This window comes from Allosphingosinicella indica (assembly GCF_900177405.1).
In the GTDB taxonomy this organism is placed as follows: Bacteria; Pseudomonadota; Alphaproteobacteria; order Sphingomonadales; family Sphingomonadaceae; genus Allosphingosinicella; species Allosphingosinicella indica.
In genome coordinates this window covers 2,198,168-2,221,848 of the sequence record NZ_LT840185.1, presented here as the reverse complement: position 1 = coordinate 2,221,848, position 23,681 = coordinate 2,198,168, and the positions used below count along the sequence as shown (strand labels likewise).

Here is a 23,681-nt window from a genome sequence, read left to right as displayed (position 1 = left end):
GGGTCGGGGCGCTTCCCAGTGAGGCCGCTGCCGGCCTCGTTCGTGTCGATTTCAAAGTAGATTTCAAAGGGTCGAGATAGCGTGGCGAAGGTCAGTCCGGTCGAATTCCTACGGCAGGTGCGCGCCGAGACCGCTAAGGTGGTCTGGCCGACGCGCGCCGAGACGATCCGCACCACGATCATGGTGGTGATCATGGCGTCGGTGCTCGGCATCTTCTTCTTCGGCGTCGATTCCGCGTTCAGCGCGATCGTCCAGGCGCTGCTCGGCCTCCTGAGCTAAGGAAACCCATGGCCCGCTGGTACATCATCCACGCTTATTCCGGCTTCGAGAACAAGGTCCGCGACCAGATCGTGGCCGACGCCACCCGGCTCGGGCTCGATCAGCTCGTCGAGGCCGTCGAAGTGCCGACCGAGAAGGTGACCGAGGTCCGCCGCGGCAAGAAGGTGACGTCGGACCGCAAGTTCTTCCCCGGCTACGTCCTCGCCAAGCTGGCGATGAACGATGACGTTTACCACCTCGTCAAGAACACGCCGAAGGTGACCGGCTTCCTTGGCTCCAGCGGTAAGCCGCAGCCGATCAGCGAGGCCGAGGCGGCGCGCATCCTCAACACCAAGGATGAAGCGGCAGCCGCGGCGCCCAAGCAGAAGATCAGCGTCGATTATGAGATCGGCGACAGCGTCAAGGTTCTCGACGGCCCGTTCGCGAGCTTCAACGGCTTGGTGGAAGAGCTCGATTTCGAGAAGAGCCGCGTCAAGGTCGCGGTCTCGATCTTCGGCCGCGCGACACCTGTGGAGCTCGATTTCGAGCAGGTCGAACTGGTCAAATAACGCCGGCTTCGAACCCGTTTCGGAAAGCTGCGCGCGGGTGCGGTTTCCGGCAATAGGGTTAATGCAATTCGGTAAGGTTTCGACGTTATAGTCACTTCGGTCCTAACGCGCGCCGAAGCCTATCACTTTGACATCTAAAACGATCACCGTTGAACGACCTTGGAAAGCGCTGATTCTGGCGCTGCTGGTGGGGCTCGTCTTCGGCGTGGCGCAGGTCGGCGAGCTCGTCGAGAACGCGATGCAGGTGACGCGCGCCAAGGTGCGCAGCCATCCGGCGAGCGGCCAGATCGCGCTGGTCGCCATCGACGACCGCAGCATCGCCGATTTCGGCCCCCTTCCCTGGCGCGGCGACATGCTCGCCGAATTGGTTGATGCGGTCGATGCCGCTAAACCCCGCCGCATTTTCATCGATGCCGATTTCGCGACGCTAGGGACAGACCGCCAGGCGACCGCCTTGGCGCGCGCACTGCGCGGAGCGAGTGCCAACGTCCTGCTGCCAACCCGCTTCACGGTGAACCCGGTCACCGGCGCCAAGACCGATCACGCTCCGCCCGCGATCTTCAGCGGCAGCGGCACTCCGGTGAACACCAATCTCTTCGTGTGGTGGGACGATGCGATCTGGAAGCACCCCTACGCCGTCAACGTCGGCGGCCGGCTGGTGCCCTCGCTCAGCAGCGAACTTGCCGATGTCCGTCATCCGGCACCCGATCTCTTCCCGGTGGATTATGGCATCGATATCCGCTCGATCCCGTGGTTCAGCGCCAGCGACATATTGAACGGTCGGGTGTCTGCAGCGGACCTGACCGGGAAGAGCATCGTGATCGGCCGCACCGACAATGCAGTCGAGCGCTTCCGCGTGCCGGGCTTGCGGCCTGTCCCGGGCGTCATGTTCCACCTCATCGGCGCCGAGACTTTGCGCGAGGGCGAACCCATCAACGCCGGCTGGATCGCGCCGCTGATCGCCGCGATGCTTTTCGCTGCTGCCGTTCTGAAACTTCGGCGGCGCTGGCTTGCGACGGCGCTTTTCGGATTCACCGCTATCGGCCTTCTCGCCGGCCCGGTGTGGCTCGAGATGCAGCACATCCGGGTCGAGGTCGTGCCGGCGCTGATGGCGCTGACGGTGGCCGGCGTCGCCCGCATCGTTCGCAGCATGCGCCGCGCCTACCGCCTGCGCGGCACGACCAACCTGATCACGGGCATGCCCAACCTTCAGGCCCTGCGTCAGAACCGGCTCTACAACGGCATGGTCGTCGCTGCGCGCGTGAAGAACCATGCGCAGATCACCGCCACGCTCCCGCCGCAGCAGGAAAAGGAGCTGGTCGAGCAGATCGTCGGCCGCCTCGAATTCGGATCTGGCGGCGCGACCATCTATCAGGCGGACGAAGGCGTGTTCGTCTGGCTCGCCGCCGAAGGCTCCGAAGACGGCATCACCCAGCAGCTTGAAGGATTGCAGGCCCTGTTCCGCAGCCCGATCGTGGTCGCGGGCCGCCTGATCGACCTCAGCGTTACCTTCGGCCTCGATCTCGACGGATCACGGACGCTCGCGCAGCGGGCGTCGAGCGCGCTGGTCGCCGCCGACGAGGCCGCGCGCGACGGCAAACGCTGGGCGACGTTCAATCCCGCAAGCGTCGAGGATGCCGACTGGGCTATGTCGCTGCTCGCGCGGCTCGACCATGCGATCGACAATGGCGAGCTTTGGGTCGCCTATCAGCCCCAGTTCGACGGCCAGACCAAGGCGTTGATCGGCGCGGAGGCGCTGGTCCGCTGGACCCACCCCGAGAAGGGCCAGATCTATCCCGATCAGTTCATCGGCCCGGCCGAACAAGGCGGCCGCATCGAGCGGCTGACTTATTTCGTGCTCGACAAGGCTCTGGCGGTGGCCGGCAACGTCAATCGCGGCGGCCGGCACTTCACGATCGCCGTCAATTTGTCCGTGCCGCTACTGAGCAGCGACAAATTGGTGCCGACCGTCGAGCGGCTGCTTCACAAGCACAAGCTCGCACCGGAGCTGCTGACACTGGAGGTCACCGAGACTTCGACCTTGGGCAGCGCCGAGATTCAGATTGCGAATCTGGAAGCGCTGAGCGCGCTGGGCGTCCAGCTCTCGATCGACGATTACGGGACGGGTTTCTCCACTCTCGAATATCTTCGCCGCATACCGGCATCGGAGATCAAGATCGACCGCAGCTTCATCAGCATGCTCAACAAGTCGCAAAGCGATCGCATCATGGTTAATTCCACGATCCAGCTTGCGCACTCCTTGGGACGCAAGGTGGTTGCGGAAGGCGTGGAGAATGAGGAGATTCTGCAGGAGTTGCAGCAGATGGGCTGCGATATCATGCAGGGTTACCACTTGGGGCGTCCAATGCCATGGCAAGATCTTCTTAGCCGTATTTCGGAAGGAGAGGCTTTCCGCGCCGCCTGAATAGTTACCCTCTTGTTAACCTTACCCGTTAGGGTTAATGTGAACTGTCGACAGGGCTTCCCTGTCCGTGTTCATGGAGGTCAACATGTGGGCTTGGATTTTCGGCGGCGGCTACTGGCGCTAAGCTAACAACGCTATGAAAAAGCCCCGCTTTTGCGGGGCTTTTTTATTGCGGTGAAACGAAGTGCGTTACCCGTTGTCCTAGCCGGGAGCCACTTTTCACCCGATTCGCTGTTCCCTTCCCGCGCCGTTTGCGCTAGGGCCGCGGCCGTCCAACGCATCTGCAATGGAAAATGTGCGGGAGGCACCCTCGGGCGCCGCTTGAACCGCTAAACTTGAACCGGCCGGTTGTTCGGACGGTGCGGCCCGCCGCATCGCCCATCTAGCTGGCCCGCTATAGAGTGAGACGCATGGCAAAGAAGATTACGGGCTATATCAAGCTCCAGGTGCCCGCGGGCGCCGCCAACCCCTCCCCGCCGATCGGCCCCGCGCTCGGTCAGCGCGGCGTCAACATCATGGAATTCTGCAAGGCGTTCAACGCCGGCACGCAGGAGATGGAAAAGGGGATGCCCATCCCCACCGTCATCACCGTCTATGCCGATCGCAGCTTTTCGTTCGAAACGAAGACGCCGCCCGCGAGCTTCCTCATCAAGAAGGCCGCGAACCTGAAGTCGGGCTCCAAGGAGCCGGGCAAGGTCTCCGCGGGCAAGATCAAGCGTTCGGCGCTCGCGCAGATCGCCGAAACCAAGATGAAGGATCTCAACGCCAACGACATCGAGGCCGCGACCAAGATCATCGAAGGCTCCGCCCGCGCGATGGGCCTCGAAGTGGTGGAGGGCTGATAGGATGGCTAAGCTGAGCAAGAAGGCGAAAACCCTCGCCGAGACTATCGACCGCGAGAAGCTCCACGCCATCGACGAGGCTATCGGCCTTATCAAGAAGAACGCCACGTCGAAGTTCGACGAGACGATCGAGATCGCGATCAACCTGGGCGTCGATCCGCGTCATGCCGACCAGATGGTGCGCGGCGTCGTCACCCTCCCCGCCGGCACTGGCAAGGACGTGCGTGTCGCCGTCTTCGCCAAGGGCGACAAGGCGGACGAAGCCAAGAAGGCGGGTGCCGATGTGGTCGGCGCCGAAGACCTGATGGAGACCATCCAAGGCGGCCAGATCGACTTCGACCGCGTCATCGCGACCCCGGACATGATGGGCGTTGTCGGCCGTCTCGGTAAGGTGCTCGGCCCCAAGGGCCTGATGCCGAACCCGAAGCTCGGCACGGTCACCCCGAACGTTGCCGAAGCCGTGAAGGCGGCCAAGGGCGGCCAGGTCGAGTTCCGCGTCGAAAAGGCGGGCATCGTCCACTCGGGTATCGGCAAGGCAAGCTTCTCCGAAGCCGATCTTCGCAAGAATTTCGACGCGTTTGTCGATGCGATCGTCAAGGCCAAGCCGGCCGGCGCGAAGGGCAAATATGTCCGCAAGCTCGCGCTGAGCTCGACGATGGGCCCGGGGCTGAAGGTCGATACCGCCGAGGTCGCGGTCGCCTGATCCGCGATACCAGGTTCGAATGGCGAGGGGCCGTGGCGCAAGCCGCGGCCCTTCTTCGTTATGGACGACAAGTTCATCCTTATCGGAATGTTTACCGGGATTTGGTTGAAGATCCCTCGATAGTTTCGGGGGAAGAACATGTCCGCGCTCCGTTACCACCGCCGGGTGGGCCTGCTTGCCGCCGCCGCCGCGTGCGGCTTTGCGCATCCCGCGCTGGCGCAACTCGTCTTCGGAAACGGAGGCGCGGCTGGCAGCGGCACCGTTGCCCCTGCCCCCACCGCCGGTGCCGCGGCTACGGCGGGACCGACCGGTCTCGGCGTCGGCTCCGGCGGCCGTGGCGGCAACTCCAGCGCAGGGCGCGGCGGCAATGGCGGCGCAGGCGCCAACGGCAACGGTGCGGGCGCGATCTCGGTCGGGTCGGGCGGCAACGGCGGCAATGCCACGGCCGGCAATGCGGGCCCGGGCGGTGCTGGCGCCGCGGCGACGGGCTCCGGATCGGTCGCGATCGGTTCGGGCGCGCAAGGTACCTACGGCGCGGCCGGCGGTGCGGGTGGCGCGGGTGCTTCCGCCAGCGGCCTCGGTTCGACGGCTATCGGCAGCGGTGCGGCGAACGGCGCCAGCGGCGCGCGTGCCAGCGGCAATTACGGCACCGCCATCGGTGGATCGAATGCAGCAGGGGAAAGCGCGCAGGCGCTCGGCACCAACAGCGTGGCGCTGGGCAATGGCGCGAGCGCATCTGCCGACGGCGGCGGCATCGCGGCGAACGGTACCGCGCTCGGCGCGAACAGCCGGACGACAGCGCGCAACGCCGTCGCGCTCGGCCAGGGATCGGTCGCGGACGAAGCGGACAGTGTGTCTGTCGGTGCCAGCGGCGCGACCCGCGCGATCACCAACGTCACTGCCGGCCGCGTCGGCGCGACCAGCACTGACGCCGTGACTGGTAGTCAGCTCCACGCGACTGATCAGGCCGTCTCCGCCGCCGCAAGCGATGCGACGAACGCGTTGGCCGACGCCGCAGCCGCTCAGGCTACTGCCGACGCCGCGCGCGCGGATGCAGCGACAGCGCAGAGCAGCGCAGATGACGCGCTCGCGGATGCGGCGACAGCACAGAGCACGGCGGATAACGCGCTCACCGACGCGGCAACCGCGCAAAGCACAGCCGACACCGCGCGAAGCGAGGCGACCAATGCCCAGGGCACCGCAGATGACGCGCTCGCAGCAGCATCCGGCGCTCAGACCACCGCGGACGACGCCCTCAGTGACGCCGCCATCGCGCAAGGCACAGCAACGGTCGCGCGTGCCGAAGCCGCAGCGGCGCAGGCTACGGGCGACAGCGCGCTTGCAGCAGCGTCGGGCGCACAAGATACGGCCGATGCTGCAACCAGCGACGCGGCTGCGGCACAAGGCACCGCCGACCTCGCGCGATTGGAAGCGGCAACCGCTCGGGCTTTGGCCAATGACGGTATTGCGGATGCCGCGGCAGCCCAGAGCACTGCCGACGTCGCAGTGGGGGATGCCGCCGCCGCGCAAGGCACTGCCGATATGGCACTCAGCTACGCAGGGGTGGCTCAGTTGACGGCCGATACGGCGCTCGCCGGCGCCGGCGCGGCACAGACCAGCGCGGACAGCGCGTTGCGCGATGCGGCAGCGGCGCAGGGCCGAGCCGATGATGCCTACGGGCTTGCGGCACAAGCGCGGGCCGCGAATGCATCGAACGCAGCAGAGACCGCGGTCGCACAGGCCACCGCCGATCGCGCGTTCGAGCGCACCGCCTATCTCGAGACGAGCAGCACCGGCCCGGCGGCCATCGCCAGCGGTGCGGACGCCGTCGCTTTGGGTGGCGGCAGCGTCGCCAGCGGCGATCATTCGGTCGCGATCGGCAGCGGCGCGGTCGCGCAGGACGGCGCGGCAGTGTCGATCGGTCTCGCCAACGTCGCGTCGGGCAACGGAGCGGTGGCGATCGGCGACCCCAATATCGCGACCGGCCGCGGCGCCGTGGCGATCGGCGCAGACAACCGCGCGACCGGACTTGGCGCCGTCGCGATCGGTGCGGACAGCATCGCCAACGGCCAGTCGGCGATCGCGCTCGGCAACGGCGCAAATGCCGGCGCGGCTGGCAGCGTCGCGATCGGCGAAGGCGCCGTCGCATCGCGTCCCGGCCAGATCGTACTGGGCACCGCGACATCTACCTATACCCTTTCGGGCATCGGCTCGGCGGCAAGCCGGGCGGCGCAGACAGGGCCGCTGCGCTACGTCACTTCCGACGCAGCCGGCAATCTCGCCCTCGCCGATTTCGGACCGGACGCGCTGCTTAGCCTCGATCAGTCTCTTGCGCGCGTGCAGCGCGATTCGCGCGAAGGTATCGCCGCCGCGACCGCGATCGGCCAGGCACCGATGCCCTCGGCTCCCGGGCGCACCTCCTACGTCGTCAACGGCGCGACCTTCCGCGATGCGCAGGCGATCGGCGGCGCGCTGGCCCACCGTTTCGACACCGCAAACCCCTTCGCCGTCACCGCCGGCTTCGCTTACGGCGGCAATCAGAACAATGTCGTCCGCGTCGGCGTCGCCGGCGAGTTCTAGCGCTCAGGCGCCGCGCAGGCGCTTCAACATCGCCCGTAAGCCGCTGCCATAGGTGCGGCCGACCGGGGCCCAATCGCCGTTGGCGAGCGAGACCGCGAGCGCGCCGGTCGGCTTGCGTTTCAGCGCGATGATCGCGTCCCGGCGGCAGATTGCCGAACGATGCACGCGGATGAACGTCGCCGGATCGAGCTTTGCCTCCAGCGTGTTGAGCGTGGCCCGAAGCAGCCCGCCTCCCCCTTTGGCATGGATCTGAACATAATCGCCTTGCGCCTCCAGCCACGCGATTTTGGCGATCGGAACCCGGACGAACTCCTGGTGACGGTGCACCCACAGGCTGTCGTCGGCAAGGAACTGCGGAGCGGCTTCGGCGCCGGTGTCATCGCGGCCTGAGTCGCGTGCGCCGAGCCATTGCCGCACGCGCGTGATCGAGGAGGCTAGCCGATCCCGCGCGACCGGCTTCATGAGGTAATCTACGGCGTCGATCGCGAAGGCATCGACGGCACGATTGTCGTAAGCGGTGACGAACACCACGGCGGGCGTATCAGGCTGCGGCATGCGGGCAACCACATCGAAGCCGTCCAGCCCGGGCATCGCGATGTCGAGAAAGACGACGTCGGGCCGCAAACGATCGATCATTTCGACGCCACGGCATGCATTGGAGCTGCTGCCGACGATATCGACCTCGCCGATATCGGCCAGGGTTGCGCTCAACCGCCGTGTGGCGAGCGGCTCGTCGTCGATCAGGATTGCGCGCAGCGCGCTCATGCCACCCCGGCCAGCGGCAAACGGATCACGGTGCGATAGCCGCCCCCTTCGCGGGGCCCTGCCTCCATGTTGCCGCGCTCGCCGAAATGCGCCTGCAGCCGGTCGCGGACATTGGCGAGGCCGATGCCGATGCCGCCTGCGCCCTCGCCGCCCGCGCCGTCGTCCTCCACCGCTATGCGCAACCCGGCTTCGTCACCGGTCGCCGAGACCCGTATCGTGGTCATCGCCTCCGAACGGCCGACGCCGTAGCGAACGGCATTTTCGATCAGCGGCTGGAGGATCAACGCGGGCACGCCTACGTGCGCTAGCTCTTCAGGAACATCCAGTTCGACCCGCATCCGCTCCGAAAAACGCGCTTCCTCGATAGCGAGATAGAGGCGCTGCAGGGCGATCTCGTCGGAGAGCGGAATGATGCCGCCCGGGTCTCCGCTCAGCGTCGACCGCAAGAACGCCGAGAGGTTGAGCAGCATCGCCTCCGCCTCTTCCCTCCGCCCCTCTGTCACCAGCGCGGAAATGGCGTTGAGCGTGTTGAAAAGGAAATGCGGGTTCACCTGATAGCGGAGCGCGGCGATATGCGCCTCCTGCGCAAGCTCCTGCATCATCGCATATTGGCGATGCCGGTCCTCCGCTTCCCAGTGATAGGTCAGCGCGAGGTGCGTACCCGTCCAGGCCAGGTAATAGCCGGTCCAAACCATTACCCACTGCGCGCTCGCTTCCCAGAGCAGAGGGCCGCGATCGGGAAGCGGCATCAGCACACGATAGAGAAGCGATATGAACATCGTCTGCGCGATGGACATCAGAACGGCGCCGACCAGCCCGACTGCCACACGCTCGCTGAAGCTGCGATTGCGCAAACCGGAGAATACCCAGACCATCAGCAGGCAAAGCGAAGCGCCAAACGCCGCCGCGAGCAGCCGTCGCGGCGCGAGCATGATGAACGGTAGGGAATCGGTAATCAGCGTGCGAAGCGCAAGGACCGAGAAGGTCAAAACCCAGAAAGCTGCGATCAAAAGCCATGTCGCGCGGCGGCGCGACCGCTGGATGCTAAGATCGACTGGAAGGTTCTGCGATAGGTTCATGGGCTGCCGGCTCAGACGCGGAGCGTCCCATTAGCACTACCACGACCGCTTCGGCGAATATCCTGGTTGCGTAACGATGGCGTTCGTCGCGTCTCCGTGACGTTCGTCGCGGCGAACGTCACATGGCATAGCCCATGCGTTCAGCCCACGGGCGAAGGATTGGCATCACGTCGTTCAGCACCGGCAGGTAGCGCAGCCATCGCCCAGCGGCTCGACTGTGCAGCGGTGCGGATACCTGTGCGTAGCTCGGCGTGGGGATATGCGAGCGCTTCCCTGCCGTTGTGCGATGATCGAGCATGCCGGCATGGACAGTGATGCCGAGAAAGTCCGCGATCATGCCCAGCTCGGCCTGGGGATCAACGATCAGCCGTTCGTAGCGGGCGTTGCACGTCGGCAGATCGAACAATTCGCGGCAGTGGTGCCAATATCCGGTGAGCGTGTCGTAGAGCTGTGCCACATCTTTGAGCGAAAGGAAGTTGGCCATCCCCCCGCGCGGATCGAACGCCGCCATGAACCCGCTCAACACGACATCGCAGGGATGGCGCTCGACGAAAATGTAGCGGGCCTGCGGGAACAGGCGGTGCACCAACGCGGCTTCGACAGCACCCAACGGCGCCTTGTCGATCAGCAGTTTCTGGGCAGCGTCGGGGGCGAGGCGATCTGCGGCCTGGAAGTAAGCAGCCCGCATCGCGACTACCGACTCGGCTGTCAGCACGGCAGGATCGTCTACAGCGCCGCCGACCGCATCCATTGCGGCTTGCAGCACCGGCTGCTCTTCCAGCACGACGACGCCCGGATGACCCATCAAGAAGGTGTCGAGCAGGGTGGTGCCCGAGCGCGGGAAGCCGAACATGAAGACGGGATCGGACCGGCGATCGGCGGGCAGGATATCCTCCCACCCCTGCCGCCATTCCCGGGTCGCCCGCGCGCGACGGGCATCGATACGATTGCGGAAGGCGAGCGCTTCGCCGGCGGGATCGGCACGTTGCCCGGCGATGTGACGGTTCATTTCCGTGAAGGCGAGGAAGGCTCCTTCCGGATCGCCGGCACGGTCGCGGCAGCGCCCGATCAGTTCGGCCCGCGCTACGGGGTCTATGCCCGCAGCGGCATCGCGCAGCACCGTCATCACCGTGGCGCAATCGCCTTGGCGCAGCGCAATGCGCGCATCCAAGATCGCCGTTTCAGTCACCGATGCGCCCGCCGCACGGGCGCGGTGCAGCAACTTGCGGCAGTCCTCGACTCGATTGTCGCGCTCGGCCAGCGTCGCCAGCGCGATCATCGCCGGCGCGGACCGGGGGTCGCGGGCGAGCGCCTCGCGCAGCGCCGCTTCGGCTTGCACAGGCCGATCGAGCAACTCCTCGATCCGCGCAACGAGAAGCATTGCATCAGCGTCGTTGGGGGACGCGTCGGCCACGGCGCGTGCTTTCGCCAGCGCATGCTCGCCTCGGCTGGCACCCACCGCCGCCTCGGCGCGCTTGATCCGGGCCCAGCGGAGATCGGGACGCAGCTCCAAAGCGTCGCCAAACGCCTTCTCCGCCTCGGTAGACTGGCCGATCGCGAGCAGGCTGACGCCCAGGTTCGCCCAATTCTCGAAGTCCCGCGCGTCGCGGTGCACCGCCTGGCGGAACATGCGGATCGCCGCATGATGATCGCCGCGGCGCTGCTGAAGCAGGCCGTGCAGCCCGAGAAGATCGCGCCCGGCCGGACCGGCCGCCGCGACCGGCGCAAGCGTCTCCTCGGCCTCGTCCAGCCGGCCGACGGCTATCAGCGCGCGCGCGAGCTCCAGCCGCGCGATCGGTGTGTCGGTCATTAGCTTGGCGGCGATGCGAAGGTGCGGCACGGCGCGCGTCAGGTCGTGATGGCGGGTGTGGAGCATCCCCACGAAGAAGCGTAGGCCGCCGTCCGACGGGGCGAGCCGGACGGCGGCTTCGCCCGAAGCCAGCGCGCGGGAAATGTCGCCGGCCCGGGCGAATGCGATGGCGTCGCGTGCCTGCGGCAGGATTGCGGCCATGTGCGGCGAGACCCCCCTATTCGATCCTGCGATCGGCTAGGCGGGCGGGACGGCGGCGCGCTATGCGGCATCGACCATCATCCCGGCGGCACGGCGAACGTCACGAGGACGGAGGTTGAGCCATGTCTTGCGTCGCGCGGCGAGTTCGCCTATTGGCGCCGCGTCGCAGACGGGCTCACGCTCGGCTGCGCGCCGTCCGAGACAGTTGGTGAAGGCGTTCGGCCTTCTTAATTTCCAGCCTAGACGGGGAAAGGTTTTACGAGCGGCCGGCTTTGCCCGTCGCCCATGTCTGCCGGTTTTGCGGCAGTGCCCCTCCCCCTTGGACAAATGCGGCGTGCGGATGTTCCGCTCGCTTTTTCGTGTCCGGCGGATGGTCCGCCGGGCTTGTTTGGAGAGAGGCATGGATCGCGTTCAGAAGACCGAAGCCGTCGCCCAGCTCAAGCAGACGTTCTCCGAGACGAGCGTGGTGGTCATCACCCGCAATCTCGGGCTGACGGTGGCCCAGTCCACCCAGCTCCGGAACAAGATGCGCGACGCTGGCGCCAGCTATAAGGTAGCCAAGAACCGTCTCGCTCTCATCGCGCTCGAGGGTACCGCCTACGCGCCGATCGGCAATCTGCTGACCGGCCCGACGGCAATCGCCACCTCGCCCGATCCCGTTGCGGCCGCTAAGGTCGCCGTGGATTTCGCCAAGACGACCGACAAGTTCGAGATCGTCGGCGGGGCGATGGGCGAGGCCGTACTCGACGTTGCTGGAGTGAAGGCGCTCGCCGAGCTTCCGTCGCTCGACGAACTGCGTGCCAAGATCATCGGGCTGGTCAATGCGCCGGCTACGAAGATCGCGCAGGTCGTCAATGCGCCGGCCGCGAAGCTGGCGCGGGTGTTCGGCGCCTATGCGGCGAAAGAAGACGCCTGAGACTTTCGAATTTAGACGAAACCAATGGGGGCGCGTCCCCCGCATGGAGATACGACATGGCAGACATCAATTCCCTCGTTGAGAAGCTTTCCGAGCTGACCGTTCTCGAAGCCGCCGACCTCGCGAAGGCGCTCGAAGAGAAGTGGGGCGTCTCGGCCGCTGCGGCGGTTGCGGTTGCCGGCCCGGCCGGCGGCGGCGCGGCTTCTCCGGCTGCCGAAGAGCAGACCGAGTTCGACGTCATCCTCACCGGCGACGGCGGCAAGAAGATCAACGTGATCAAGGAAGTCCGCGCGATCACCGGCCTGGGCCTGGGCGAAGCCAAGGCGCTCGTCGAAGGCGCGCCGAAGCCCGTCAAGGAAGGCGTGAGCAAGGCGGAAGCCGAAGAGATCAAGAAGAAGATCGAGGAAGCCGGCGGCACCGTCGAGCTCAAGTAAGCCTCGCATCCTTCGGGATCGAAAAGAAAGGGCGGCTCCTCGCGGGGCCGCCCTTTTCATTTGGGTTAGGGTCGTGCGTCAGACGCGCTCGGGTTCACCGTGGAGACGCGCTTCGACGCCTTCGTGGAGGCCTGAGGGCATGTCGACCGCAAAAGCCTCGAGCCCCTCGCCGCTCGGCAGGCCAACCGCAAAGGATGCGGAGGTGCGACCTTCGGTGCCGTCCGGCAGCGTGTAGCGTGCGTCGGCGACGACCACCGGCAGTACCGAACCGCGAAGCGCAGACCTGGGCAGCGCCACCGCCGCCTCGACCCGCGCGGCATCACCGGGCTCGATCGACACACGCGACAGCTTGGCGTCGGCAGGCGGCTCGATCAGCATCCGCTCCATCTCCGATTCCTGCGGAGAACCGGCTGCGAACATCCAGCTCGAGATGCGCACGTCGTGGGCAGGCACCGATCCGGTATTGCCGACGGTAAGGTCGAACTCGACAACCGCATCGTCATCGTTGGTGCCGGCGCGGACGGGGCGCATCATGAATTCGAGCCAAGGGCGGCCGGCGTCCGGGTCGGACGAAGCGGCCATCGCTTCGATATCCTCGGCTTCCGCCTGGGTTACTTCGGCGGATTCGACCGACGAAACCGCGGCAGCCGTAGCAATCGGCGCCGCGGCGGCGACCGGAATCGGCGCGATCGTCGGCTGCGGCGTCGCCACGAACGGATCGGGCTCGACCGCGACCGGCTCGGCGAGCGGGTCGGCGAGAGGATCGGCCAGAAGCGGATCTTCATAGAACTCCTCTTCCGTGGCCAAACGCCGACGACGGCGCATCGCGAACAGCGCGACCGTGGCGATCAGCAGCGCGGCAGCGCCGACAGCCCACGGCCAGGCCGGCGGATCATTGCTCGCCACCGGTTCGGCAGGCGGCACTTCGGCAACCGGCGGTGCGACCGGCTCAGCCAACGGCGGCGAGATCGGAGCGGCCTCGATCGGGGCCATGCTGTCGGCCTCGACCGGCGGCGTATCGACCGGTGCAGCCTGGGCAACCGGCGCAGTAGTACGCGCTCGCGGAGCAGATCGTGCCGCGCGCGGCGGCGGCGCTGCCTCTTCCTCGATCACTGGCTCTTCTTCCACCACGGGCGGGCGGGAAATCGCCGGGGCGACAGGCGCGGGCGGCGTAGCAGCGACGGGCGCCGGCGCGCTCGTTACCGGCGGCGGCGTCACCCGCACGACCGGCGGCGCGGCCGTCGTGACCGGAGGCGTCGTCGCTACGGGCGGCGGCGTCACCGCGACGGGCGCTGCGGCCTCCTGCGCAAGCGCGGGAGTGAAGGGAAGCGCTACGGTCGCAAGCAACACGACGATGGCGCGGCGATGCTGGGAGAGGTGCTCTTTCATAACAGGGGCACAATGATTTTCACGGCCGTCCGGGCTCGGCTCGCCGCAGATTCCACGTTGAATCGTGGTTGACGAACGATGAATCGAACTTCCGTTACCGACTTCGCGAGAGGACCCTATCGATTGCGACCAGCCCATGTCCGGCCGCGATGAAGGCGATCGCGACGAACGCTGCATTGCCGCTCGCTGCGCCATAACCGATGCGCGCGACGTCGATGAACGGGTAAGGATATCGCCCGTCGATCGCGCCCCGCGCCAGTCAGCGGATAGAGTGCCCAGAGCCACGGCAAACGAAAGGTCAGCGCGCCCTTTCGTGTCAGGAAAAGCCAGAACAGTGCCGCGGCGGCTGGAGTGGCCTGATGGACGAGGGCGTTCGCGACTATTCCCAACGGCGTCAGTTCCACCAAGCCTTGCAGCACCAAGGCGTACACCAGCCCGACGAGCAGCAGCGCAAGCGCAACGCCCGCTTCCCATTGCAACCGGTGGAATGCGCGGCGATCGGCGGCGCTACGCGTGAAAAGCGCCAGCGCGAGCAGGTTGGTGCGGATGGTGAAGAAGCGCAGCATCGTCCAGACCGCGTCGACAGCACTTCGCCCGGCTTGCAGCAGATCAACGAAGTGGAGCAGAACCCCGCTCGCCGCGAGAGCCGCAACCAAACTCGCGGCGATCCGCCTGACCGTCATCGCTGTCCTTTCCTTCCCCCCGAAAAGGCTATCGCGGTTTGACATCGCAGGCCACATTTCCTACATCGCCGGCTCGCCCAGCCTTTCGGAACAGGTCGCGCCGTCGCGCAGCGCGCCCCACGCATGGATTGGTTGTGGCTTCACAGACGCTGCAAGCTGCGGTTTTCCGGCATGGAAAGCACGCGGCTTTTTGCGTTTGGCGCGCCCGAATCGATCCCGGCAACGGCCGGGCAAGGCAAGCGAGGCGACAACATTTCCATGGCGACCAAGGCAGCACCGGCGAGCGAGAACCGCTCCACCGCGAAGAAGCGCATCCGCAAGATCTTCGGCAACATCCACGAAGTGAGCGACATGCCGAACCTCATCGAGGTTCAGCGCGAGAGCTATGAGCAGTTCCTGCGTTCAGATCCCGCGACCGGTTACGTCTCCGGGCTGGAGAAGACGCTGCGCTCAGTGTTTCCGATCCAGGATTTCGCGGGCGTCGCCCATCTCGACTTCGATCGCTACGAGCTCGAAGAGCCGAAATACGACACCGACGAGTGCCGCCAGCGCGGCATGACCTATGCGGCGCCGATGCGCGTGACGCTGCGCCTGACCTCGTTCGAGATCGATCCCGACACCGAAGCCAAGTCGGTGATCGATATCAAGGAGCAGGACGTCTACATGGGCGACATGCCGCTGATGACGAAGAACGGCACGTTCATCGTCAACGGCACCGAACGCGTGATCGTGAGCCAGATGCACCGCTCGCCGGGCGTGCTGTTCGATCATGACCGCGGAAAGACCCACGCCTCGGGCAAGTATCTTTTCGCCGCCCGCGTGATCCCCTATCGCGGCTCGTGGCTCGATTTCGAGTTCGACGCCAAGGACATCGTCAACGTCCGTATCGACCGCAAGCGCAAGCTGCCGGTGACGGCCCTCCTCCACGCGCTGGGTCTCAGCAGCGAGGAAATCCTTTCGACGTTCTACAACACCGTTACCTATGTGCGCGGCCCCAACGGCTGGCAGATCCCGTTCGTCGCGGAAACGTGGCGCGGCCAGAAGCCGGGCTATGACGTCGCCAATGCCGACAACGGCGAGGTCGTTTTCCCAGCCGGCCAGAAGATCACGCCGCGCGCCGCCAACAAGGCCGCCAAGGACGGCCTGACCCAGCTCATCATCCCGACCGAGGAAATCTTCGGCCGCTATTCGGCCTATGATCTCGTCAACGACAACACCGGCGAGATCTATATCGAGGCCGGCGACGAGGTGAGCGCCGAGAATCTCGAGAAGCTCGACAAAGCCGGGATCGACCGGCTCGAGCTGCTCGACATCGATCACGTCAACATCGGCGGCTGGATCCGCAACACGCTGAAGGCCGACAAGGCCGAGGACCGCGACCAGGCGCTCAGCGACATCTATCGCGTCATGCGCCCGGGCGAGCCGCCGACGCGCGAGACCGCCGAGGCGCTGTTCGCCGGGCTGTTCTTCGATCCGGAGCGCTACGACCTGTCGGCCGTGGGCCGGGTCAAGCTCAACATGCGTCTCGGCCTCGACGCCGAGGACACGATCACGACGCTCCGCACCGAGGATATCGTCGCCGTGGTCAAGGAGCTGGTGAACCTCAAGGACGGCAAGGGCGACATCGACGATATCGACAATCTCGGCAATCGCCGCGTCCGTTCGGTCGGCGAACTGCTCGAGAACCAGTATCGCGTCGGGCTGCTGCGCATGGAGCGCGCCGTGAAGGAGCGCATGTCGTCGGTGGACGTGTCGACCGTGATGCCGAACGACCTGATCAACGCGAAGCCCGCGGTCGCCGCGGTGCGCGAGTTCTTCGGCTCGTCGCAGCTCTCGCAGTTCATGGATCAGACCAACCCGCTGTCGGAAGTCACCCACAAGCGCCGCGTGTCGGCGCTCGGGCCGGGCGGCCTCACCCGTGAGCGCGCCGGCTTCGAAGTCCGCGACGTTCACCCGACGCATTATGGCCGCATCTGCCCGATCGAGACGCCGGAAGGCCCGAACATCGGCCTGATCAACAGCCTAGCGACCTTCGCGCGCGTCAACAAATATGGCTTCATCGAGACGCCGTACCGCCGCGTCGTCGACCACAAGGTGACCAACGAGGTCGTCTATCTGTCGGCGATGGAGGAGCAAAAGCACACCATCGCGCAGGCGAATGCCGAGCTCACCTCCGACGGCAGCTTCGTCGAGGACATCGTTTCCAGCCGCCAGGCCGGCGACTTCCTGATGGCGCCGCGCGATCTCATCACCCTGATGGACGTCAGCCCCAAACAGCTCGTCTCGGTCGCCGCATCGCTCATTCCGTTCCTGGAAAACGATGACGCCAACCGCGCGCTAATGGGATCGAACATGCAGCGCCAGGCAGTGCCGCTGGTCCGCGCCGAGGCGCCGCTGGTCGGCACCGGCATGGAAGAGACCGTGGCGCGCGATTCGGGCGCCGCGATCGCTGCCAAGCGTGCCGGTATCGTCGATCAGGTCGATGCCGCCCGCATCGTCGTCCGCGCCACCGGCGAGGTCGATGCCGGCAAGTCGGGCGTCGACATCTACACGCTGATGAAGTTCCAGCGCTCGAACCAGAACACCTGCATCAACCAGCGTCCGTTGGTGAAGGTCGGTGACGTGGTCGAGGCCGGCGACATCATCGCCGACGGCCCGTCGACCGAGTTCGGCGAGCTGGCGCTGGGCCGCAATGTGCTCGTCGCGTTCATGCCGTGGAACGGCTACAACTACGAGGATTCCATCCTGATCTCCGAGCGGATCGTGAAGGACGACGTCTTCACCTCGATCCACATCGAAGAGTTCGAGGTGATGGCCCGCGACACCAAGCTGGGGCCGGAAGACATCACTCGCGACATCCCCAACGTCGGCGAGGAGGCGCTGCGCAACCTCGACGAGGCGGGCATCGTCTACATCGGCGCCGAGGTGGAGCCGGGCGACATCCTGTGCGGCAAGATCACGCCGAAGGGCGAGAGCCCGATGACGCCGGAAGAGAAGCTGCTCCGCGCCATCTTCGGCGAAAAGGCGTCGGACGTGCGCGACACGTCGCTCCGCCTGCCGCCGGGTGTCTCGGGCACCGTCGTCGAAGTGCGCGTGTTCAACCGTCACGGTATCGACATCGACGATCGTACCCGCGCCATCCAGACCGAGGAGAAGGACCGCCTCCGCAAGGACGCCGAGGACGAGCGCTCGATCCTGAAGCGCGCGTCTTACGCACGTCTCCGCGAGATGCTGCTCGGCCAGACCGCCACCGGCGCGCCGAAGGGCGTCAAGAAGGGCGGCGACATCGATGCGGCGGCGCTCGACTCGGTCGAGCCGCACGAATGGTGGAAATTCGCGGTCAAGGACGACAAGGTCCAGTCCGACCTCGAGGCCGTGAAGGCGCAGTACGACGAGGCCGAAGGAGCGATCCGTCGCCGTCTTGAGGACCGGATCGAGAAGCTCGAGCGCGGCGACGAGCTGCCCCCGGGCGTGCTCAAGATGGTCAAGGTGTTCGTCGCGGTGAAGCGCAAGCTGCAGCCGGGCGACAAGATGGCCGGCCGTCACGGTAACAAGGGTGTCATTTCGCGCATCCTGCCGATCGAGGACATGCCGTTCCTCGAAGACGGGACTCACGCCGACATCGTCTTGAACCCGCTGGGCGTGCCCAGCCGCATGAACGTCGGCCAGATCTTCGAGACCCACCTGGGCTGGGCCGCGCGCGGCCTCGGCAAGCAGGTCTCGGAAGCGCTGGAGACGTGGCGCGATGCAAATCCCGATGCCAAGGCCGGCGCAGCGCCGGACGCGGTGAAGGAGCGGCTCGTCGACATCTACGGCGATGCCTATCGTTCGGAGATCGAGCGCCGCAGCGGCGCCGAAGTGATCGAGCTGGCCGAGAATCTGCGCGGCGGCGTCCCAATGGGCACCCCGGTGTTCGACGGTGCCAAGGAAGCCGACGTTGCGGCGATGCTGGCGAAGGCCGGCCTCGACGAGAGCGGTCAGGTCACCCTGTTCGACGGCCGCACCGGCGACGCCTTCGATCGCAAGGTGACGGTGGGCTACATTTACATGCTGAAGCTGCACCACCTCGTGGACGACAAAATCCACGCGCGCTCGATCGGGCCGTACAGCCTCGTCACCCAGCAGCCGCTGGGCGGCAAGGCGCAGTTCGGCGGCCAGCGCTTCGGCGAAATGGAGGTCTGGGCGCTCCAGGCCTACGGCGCCGCCTACACGCTGCAGGAGATGCTGACGGTGAAGTCCGACGACGTGGTCGGCCGCACCAAGGTCTACGAGGCGATCGTCAAGGGCGACGACACGTTCGAGGCCGGCATCCCTGAGAGCTTCAACGTGCTCGTCAAGGAAATGCGCTCGCTCGGCCTCAACGTCGAACTCGACAGCATTGCCGACGAGGATGACGATCTCGCCGAGGCGGCGGAATGAACCTTGCCCCCCTCCCGCTCGCGGGAGGGGCTGGGGGAGGGCCTGTAAGGCGAGGCTCTTCCCGACACTGACACGCCCTCCCCTAACCCCTCCCGCAAGCGAGAGGGGAACTGGAGCGAAACATGAACGAACTGACCAATTTCGCGAACCCGGTGGCCAAGCCGGAGACCTTCGACCAGATCAAGATCGGCATCGCCTCCCCCGAGCGCATCCGTTCGTGGTCGTTCGGCGAGATCAAGAAGCCCGAGACGATCAACTATCGCACGTTCAAGCCCGAGCGTGACGGCCTTTTCTGCGCGCGCATCTTCGGTCCGATCAAGGATTACGAGTGCCTGTGCGGCAAGTACAAGCGCATGAAGTACAAGGGCATCGTCTGCGAGAAGTGCGGCGTCGAGGTCACCGTCTCGAAGGTCCGTCGTGAGCGGATGGGCCACATCGAGCTCGCCGCCCCGGTCGCGCACATCTGGTTCCTGAAGTCGCTGCCGAGCCGCATCGGCCTGCTGCTCGACATGCAGCTCAAGCAGCTTGAGCGCGTCCTCTATTTCGAAGCCTATATCGTCATCGAACCGGGCCTGACCCCGCTCGAGAAGTTCCAGCTCCTCACCGAGGATGAGCTGCTCGAAGCGCAGGACGAATATGGCGAAGACGCCTTCTCCGCCGGGATCGGCGCAGAGGCGGTCAAGCAGATGCTGATCGACCTCGACCTCGCGGGCGAGAAGGAAGCGCTGCTGAAAGAGCTGGCCGAGACCAAGTCCGAGCTGAAGCCCAAGAAGATCATCAAGCGCCTTAAGGTCGTCGAGAGCTTCCTGGAATCGGGCAACCGTCCCGAGTGGATGATCCTCGACGTCGTTCCCGTCATCCCGCCCGAGCTGCGCCCGCTGGTGCCGCTGGACGGTGGCCGCTTCGCGACGTCGGACCTCAACGATCTCTATCGCCGCGTGATCAACCGCAACAACCGTCTTAAGCGCCTCATGGAGCTGCGCGCCCCGGACATCATCGTCCGCAACGAAAAGCGCATGCTGCAGGAAGCCGTCGACGCGCTGTTTGACAACGGCCGTCGCGGCCGGACGATCACCGGCGCCAACAAGCGTCCCCTCAAGTCGCTGTCCGACATGCTGAAGGGCAAGCAGGGCCGCTTCCGCCAGAACCTGCTCGGCAAGCGCGTCGACTATTCGGGCCGCTCGGTCATCGTGACTGGTCCGGAGCTGAAGCTCCACCAGTGCGGCCTGCCGAAGAAGATGGCGCTCGAGCTGTTCAAGCCGTTCATCTACTCGCGTCTCGACGCCAAGGGTCTGTCGATGACCCTGAAGCAGGCGAAGAAGTGGGTCGAAAAGGAACGCAAGGAAGTCTGGGACATCCTGGATGAGGTCATCCGCGAACATCCCGTTCTTCTGAACCGTGCGCCTACGCTTCACCGCCTCGGCATCCAGGCATTCGAGCCGGTGCTGATCGAAGGCAAGGCGATCCAGCTCCACCCGCTCGTCTGCTCCGCGTTCAACGCCGACTTCGACGGCGATCAGATGGCCGTCCACGTCCCGCTGAGCCTCGAGGCCCAGCTGGAAGCGCGCGTGCTGATGATGTCAACCAACAACATCCTCTCGCCCGCGAACGGCAAGCCGATCATCGTGCCTTCGCAGGATATGGTGCTGGGCCTCTATTATCTGTCGATGGAGCGCGAGGGCGAGCCTGGCGAGGGCTCGATGCTTTCCGACATGCAGGAGGTCCACCAGGCCCTCTTTGCCGGCTCGGTGACGCTGCATTCGAAGATCATCAGCCGCGTTCCGCAGACGGACGAGGACGGCAAGACGTACATGAAGCGCTTCGAGACGACGCCGGGCCGCATGCTGCTCGGCGAGACGCTCCCGAAGAGCCACAAGGTGCCGTTCGAGACCGTCAATCGCCTTCTCACCAAGAAGGAAATCGCGGACGTCATCGACATCGTCTACCGCCACACCGGCCAGAAGGAGACCGTGCTGTTCGCCGACGCGATCATGACGCTCGGCTTCCGCCACGCGTTCCGCGCCGGCATCTCGTTCGGCAAGGACGACATGATCATACCGGACAGCAAGGAAGCGACCGTCGACGAGACCCGTACGCTCGTAAAGGATTACGAGCAGCAGTATCAGGACGGCCTCATCACGCAGCAGGAGAAGTACAACAAGGTGATCGACGCCTGGAGCCGCTGTGGCGACCAGGTTGCGAACGCCATGATGGACGAGATCAAGGCGCAGCCGAAGGATGCCGACGGCCGCATGGCGCAGATCAACTCGATCTACATGATGGCGCACTCCGGCGCCCGTGGTTCGCAGGCGCAGATGAAGCAGCTTGCCGGCATGCGCGGCCTGATGGCCAAGCCGTCGGGCGAGATCATCGAGACGCCGATCATCTCGAACTTCAAGGAAGGCCTGACCGTCCTTGAATATTTCAACTCGACCCACGGCGCCCGCAAGGGTCTGGCCGATACCGCGCTCAAGACGGCGAACTCGGGCTACCTCACCCGCCGTCTGGTCGACGTCAGCCAGGATTGCGTGATCGTCGAGGAGGACTGCAAGACCTCCAATGCGCTCGACATGCGCGCAATTGTCCAGGGCGGCGCGACCATCGCCTCGCTCGGTGAGCGCGTGCTGGGCCGCACCCCGGCCGAGGACATCGTGGACGTCAAGACCGGCGATTTGATCGCGCCCGAGGGCGAGCTGATCGACGAGGCGCAGGCGCTCGCGATCGACGAGCTCGGCGTGCAGGCGGTCAAGATCCGCTCGCCGCTGGTCTGCGAGAGCGTCCATGGCGTCTGCGGCAAGTGCTACGGGCGCGATCTCGCCCGCGGTACGCCGGTGAACATCGGCGAGGCCGTCGGCGTCATCGCGGCGCAGTCGATCGGCGAGCCGGGCACGCAGCTTACGATGCGGACCTTCCACATCGGCGGCGCGGCGCAGCTCAACGAGACGTCGAACCTCGAGGCGCCGGTCGATGGCACGATCGAGTTCCGCGATCTGCCGACCATCGTCGATCCGCGCGGCCGCCATGTGGCGATGGCGCGTAACGGCGAAGTCGCGATCCTCGACATGGACGGCCGCGAGCGGGCGACGCACCGTATTCCTTACGGTGCGCACCTGATGGTCGATGACGGGCACATCATCTCGAAGGGTGACCGCATCGCCGAGTGGGATCCGTTCATGATGCCGGTGATCACCGAAAAGGGCGGCGTCGTGAAGTTCCAGGACGTCATCGACAACAAGACGCTCAGCGAGCAGACCGACGAGGCGACCGGTATCGCGCAGCGCGTGATCACCGAATATCGCGCCGCTGGCCGATCAAAGGAGGATCTGCGTCCGCGCATCACCCTGCTCGACGAGAATTCGGGCGAAGCGGCGCGCTACATGCTCGCCCCGGGCGCGATGCTCTCGGTCGAGGAAGGCCAGCAGGTCGCGGCCGGCGAGGTGCTCGCCCGCGTCAGCCGCGAAGCCGCCAAGACCCGCGACATCACCGGTGGTCTGCCGCGCGTGGCCGAGCTGTTCGAGGCGCGCAAGCCGAAGGAGAATGCGATCATCGCCAAGGTCTCCGGCCGCGTCGCGTTCGGCAAGGACTATAAGGCTAAGCGCAAGATCGCGATCGTTCCCGAGGATGGCGGCGAGCCGGTCGAGTATCTGGTGCCGAAGTCCAAGGTCATCGACGTGCAGGAAGGCGACTTCATCAAGCGCGGCGACAATCTGATCGGCGGCTCGCCGGATCCGCACGACATTCTCGAAGTGCTCGGCATCGAGCCGCTCGCGGAATATCTCGTGTCGGAAATCCAAGAAGTCTATCGACTGCAAGGCGTGAAGATCAACGACAAGCACATCGAGGTGATCGTTCGCCAGATGCTGCAAAAGGTCGAGATCACCGACGGCGGCGACACCACCTTCCTCGCCGGCGAGCAGGTCGATCTGCTGGAGATGAACGAGGCCAACGCGAAGCTCGAGAAGAAGCAGCGGAAGGCCGAGGGCAAGCCGGTTCTGCTGGGCATCACCAAGGCGTCGCTGCAGACCCGCAGCTTCATCTCGGCCGCGTCGTTCCAGGAAACGACGCGCGTGCTCACCGAAGCGTCGGTTCAGGGCAAGATCGACACGCTCGATGGCCTCAAGGAGAATGTCATCGTCGGCCGCCTCATCCCGGCGGGTACCGGCGCAGGCATGAACCGCATGCGCGTGACGGCCACCAGCCGCGATGCGGCGCTCCGCGCGCAGCAGAAGAAGCTGCAGGAGGCACTCATCGCCGCCAACACCGCCGAAGAAGAGCGCAAGGCGGAGCTGGCGCAGGGCCCCGAGGCGGCGATCGGTGACGATCCGCTGGCCGCCGCGGTTGGCGAGACGCACGGCACCGACGCCGATGCCGGCGAATATCTGCAGGACTGACCCTTAGTCCTGCGCAGAAACGAGCGCCTCGCCGGAGCGATCCGGCGGGGCGTTTCGTTATGGAGCGAAGATGAAGAGCCTGATCGCCATTCTCGCGCTCGCGCTGCTGGTATTGCCGATGCTGGGTGCGATCCGCCGCATCCGCCGCCTGCCGCGCCGCCGCGACGAGGACTGATCCACAGCATTGGCAGAGCCCGGGCCAACCTGTATCGGCGCC

The 23,681-nt window shown here is 65.7% G+C and carries 15 protein-coding genes and 1 pseudogene; 10 read left to right on the top strand and 6 right to left on the bottom strand.

Features of this window, described 5'->3' with window-relative positions; translation table 11 throughout:
* The first annotated feature begins 81 nt into the window (after nt 1-81).
* From secE to B9N75_RS10990, 6 genes are all read left to right on the top strand, one after another.
* Nucleotides 82-279 carry a preprotein translocase subunit SecE gene (gene secE / locus B9N75_RS11015; protein ID WP_085218845.1) on the top strand — a complete coding sequence of 66 codons (198 nt, stop codon included), beginning with the start codon at nt 82-84 and terminating at the stop codon, nt 277-279.
* Between the two features lie 8 nt (nt 280-287).
* Nucleotides 288-827, top strand: a complete 540-nt coding sequence (gene nusG, locus B9N75_RS11010) for a transcription termination/antitermination protein NusG (RefSeq protein ID WP_085218844.1) — start codon at nt 288-290, stop codon at nt 825-827.
* A gap of 187 nt (nt 828-1,014) precedes the next feature.
* On the top strand, nt 1,015-3,252 hold the full coding sequence (locus B9N75_RS11005) for an EAL domain-containing protein (protein ID WP_157123805.1): 2,238 nt from the start codon (nt 1,015-1,017) through the stop codon (nt 3,250-3,252).
* A 410-nt stretch (nt 3,253-3,662) separates the two neighbouring features.
* A complete protein-coding gene (rplK, locus tag B9N75_RS11000) occupies nt 3,663-4,094 on the top strand; it encodes a 50S ribosomal protein L11 (protein ID WP_085218842.1) in 432 nt (143 codons plus the stop codon).
* 4 nt (nt 4,095-4,098) lie between these two features.
* A complete protein-coding gene (rplA, locus tag B9N75_RS10995) occupies nt 4,099-4,797 on the top strand; it encodes a 50S ribosomal protein L1 (protein ID WP_085218841.1) in 699 nt (232 codons plus the stop codon).
* 138 nt (nt 4,798-4,935) lie between these two features.
* Nucleotides 4,936-7,377: a YadA family autotransporter adhesin gene (locus B9N75_RS10990; RefSeq protein ID WP_085218840.1), complete on the top strand. Its 2,442-nt coding sequence runs from the start codon at nt 4,936-4,938 to the stop codon at nt 7,375-7,377.
* Between the two features lie 3 nt (nt 7,378-7,380).
* Here B9N75_RS10990 and B9N75_RS10985 read toward each other — a convergent pair whose 3' ends face one another.
* From B9N75_RS10985 to B9N75_RS10975, 3 genes are all read right to left on the bottom strand, one after another.
* Nucleotides 7,381-8,142 carry a LytR/AlgR family response regulator transcription factor gene (locus tag B9N75_RS10985; protein ID WP_085218839.1) on the bottom strand — a complete coding sequence of 254 codons (762 nt, stop codon included), beginning with the start codon at nt 8,140-8,142 and terminating at the stop codon, nt 7,381-7,383.
* A complete protein-coding gene (locus B9N75_RS10980) occupies nt 8,139-9,221 on the bottom strand; it encodes a sensor histidine kinase (RefSeq protein WP_085218838.1) in 1,083 nt (360 codons plus the stop codon). The genes B9N75_RS10985 and B9N75_RS10980 overlap by 4 nt, the downstream gene beginning before the upstream one ends.
* A gap of 118 nt (nt 9,222-9,339) precedes the next feature.
* On the bottom strand, nt 9,340-11,232 hold the full coding sequence (locus B9N75_RS10975) for a tetratricopeptide repeat-containing sulfotransferase family protein (RefSeq protein WP_085218837.1): 1,893 nt from the start codon (nt 11,230-11,232) through the stop codon (nt 9,340-9,342).
* A 400-nt stretch (nt 11,233-11,632) separates the two neighbouring features.
* Here B9N75_RS10975 and rplJ point away from each other — a divergent pair, with 400 nt between their 5' ends.
* Together rplJ and rplL are read left to right on the top strand one after the other, a co-directional pair.
* Nucleotides 11,633-12,148, top strand: coding sequence for a 50S ribosomal protein L10 (rplJ, locus tag B9N75_RS10970; RefSeq protein ID WP_085218836.1), 516 nt, complete (start codon nt 11,633-11,635; stop codon nt 12,146-12,148).
* Between the two features lie 56 nt (nt 12,149-12,204).
* The gene (gene rplL, locus B9N75_RS10965; protein ID WP_085218835.1) at nt 12,205-12,582 is read left to right on the top strand and encodes a 50S ribosomal protein L7/L12; all 378 of its coding nucleotides are present in this window, start codon (nt 12,205-12,207) and stop codon (nt 12,580-12,582) included.
* Between the two features lie 78 nt (nt 12,583-12,660).
* Here the strand turns inward: rplL and B9N75_RS10960 are convergent, their stop codons facing one another.
* From B9N75_RS10960 to B9N75_RS14470, 3 genes and pseudogenes are all read right to left on the bottom strand, one after another.
* Nucleotides 12,661-13,971, bottom strand: a complete 1,311-nt coding sequence (locus B9N75_RS10960) for a hypothetical protein (RefSeq protein ID WP_085218834.1) — start codon at nt 13,969-13,971, stop codon at nt 12,661-12,663.
* A 94-nt stretch (nt 13,972-14,065) separates the two neighbouring features.
* A complete protein-coding gene (locus B9N75_RS14475) occupies nt 14,066-14,173 on the bottom strand; it encodes a hypothetical protein (RefSeq protein ID WP_425292420.1) in 108 nt (35 codons plus the stop codon).
* A gap of 70 nt (nt 14,174-14,243) precedes the next feature.
* Nucleotides 14,244-14,537 (bottom strand): annotated as a pseudogene (locus tag B9N75_RS14470) (Pr6Pr family membrane protein); the annotation flags it as partial.
* A 375-nt stretch (nt 14,538-14,912) separates the two neighbouring features.
* Between B9N75_RS14470 and rpoB the strand changes: the two are divergent.
* On the top strand, nt 14,913-19,073 hold the full coding sequence (rpoB, locus tag B9N75_RS10950; RefSeq protein ID WP_085219588.1) for a DNA-directed RNA polymerase subunit beta: 4,161 nt from the start codon (nt 14,913-14,915) through the stop codon (nt 19,071-19,073).
* A 122-nt stretch (nt 19,074-19,195) separates the two neighbouring features.
* The gene (gene rpoC / locus B9N75_RS10945; RefSeq protein WP_085218832.1) at nt 19,196-23,464 is read left to right on the top strand and encodes a DNA-directed RNA polymerase subunit beta'; all 4,269 of its coding nucleotides are present in this window, start codon (nt 19,196-19,198) and stop codon (nt 23,462-23,464) included.
* Nucleotides 23,465-23,681 lie beyond the last annotated feature (217 nt).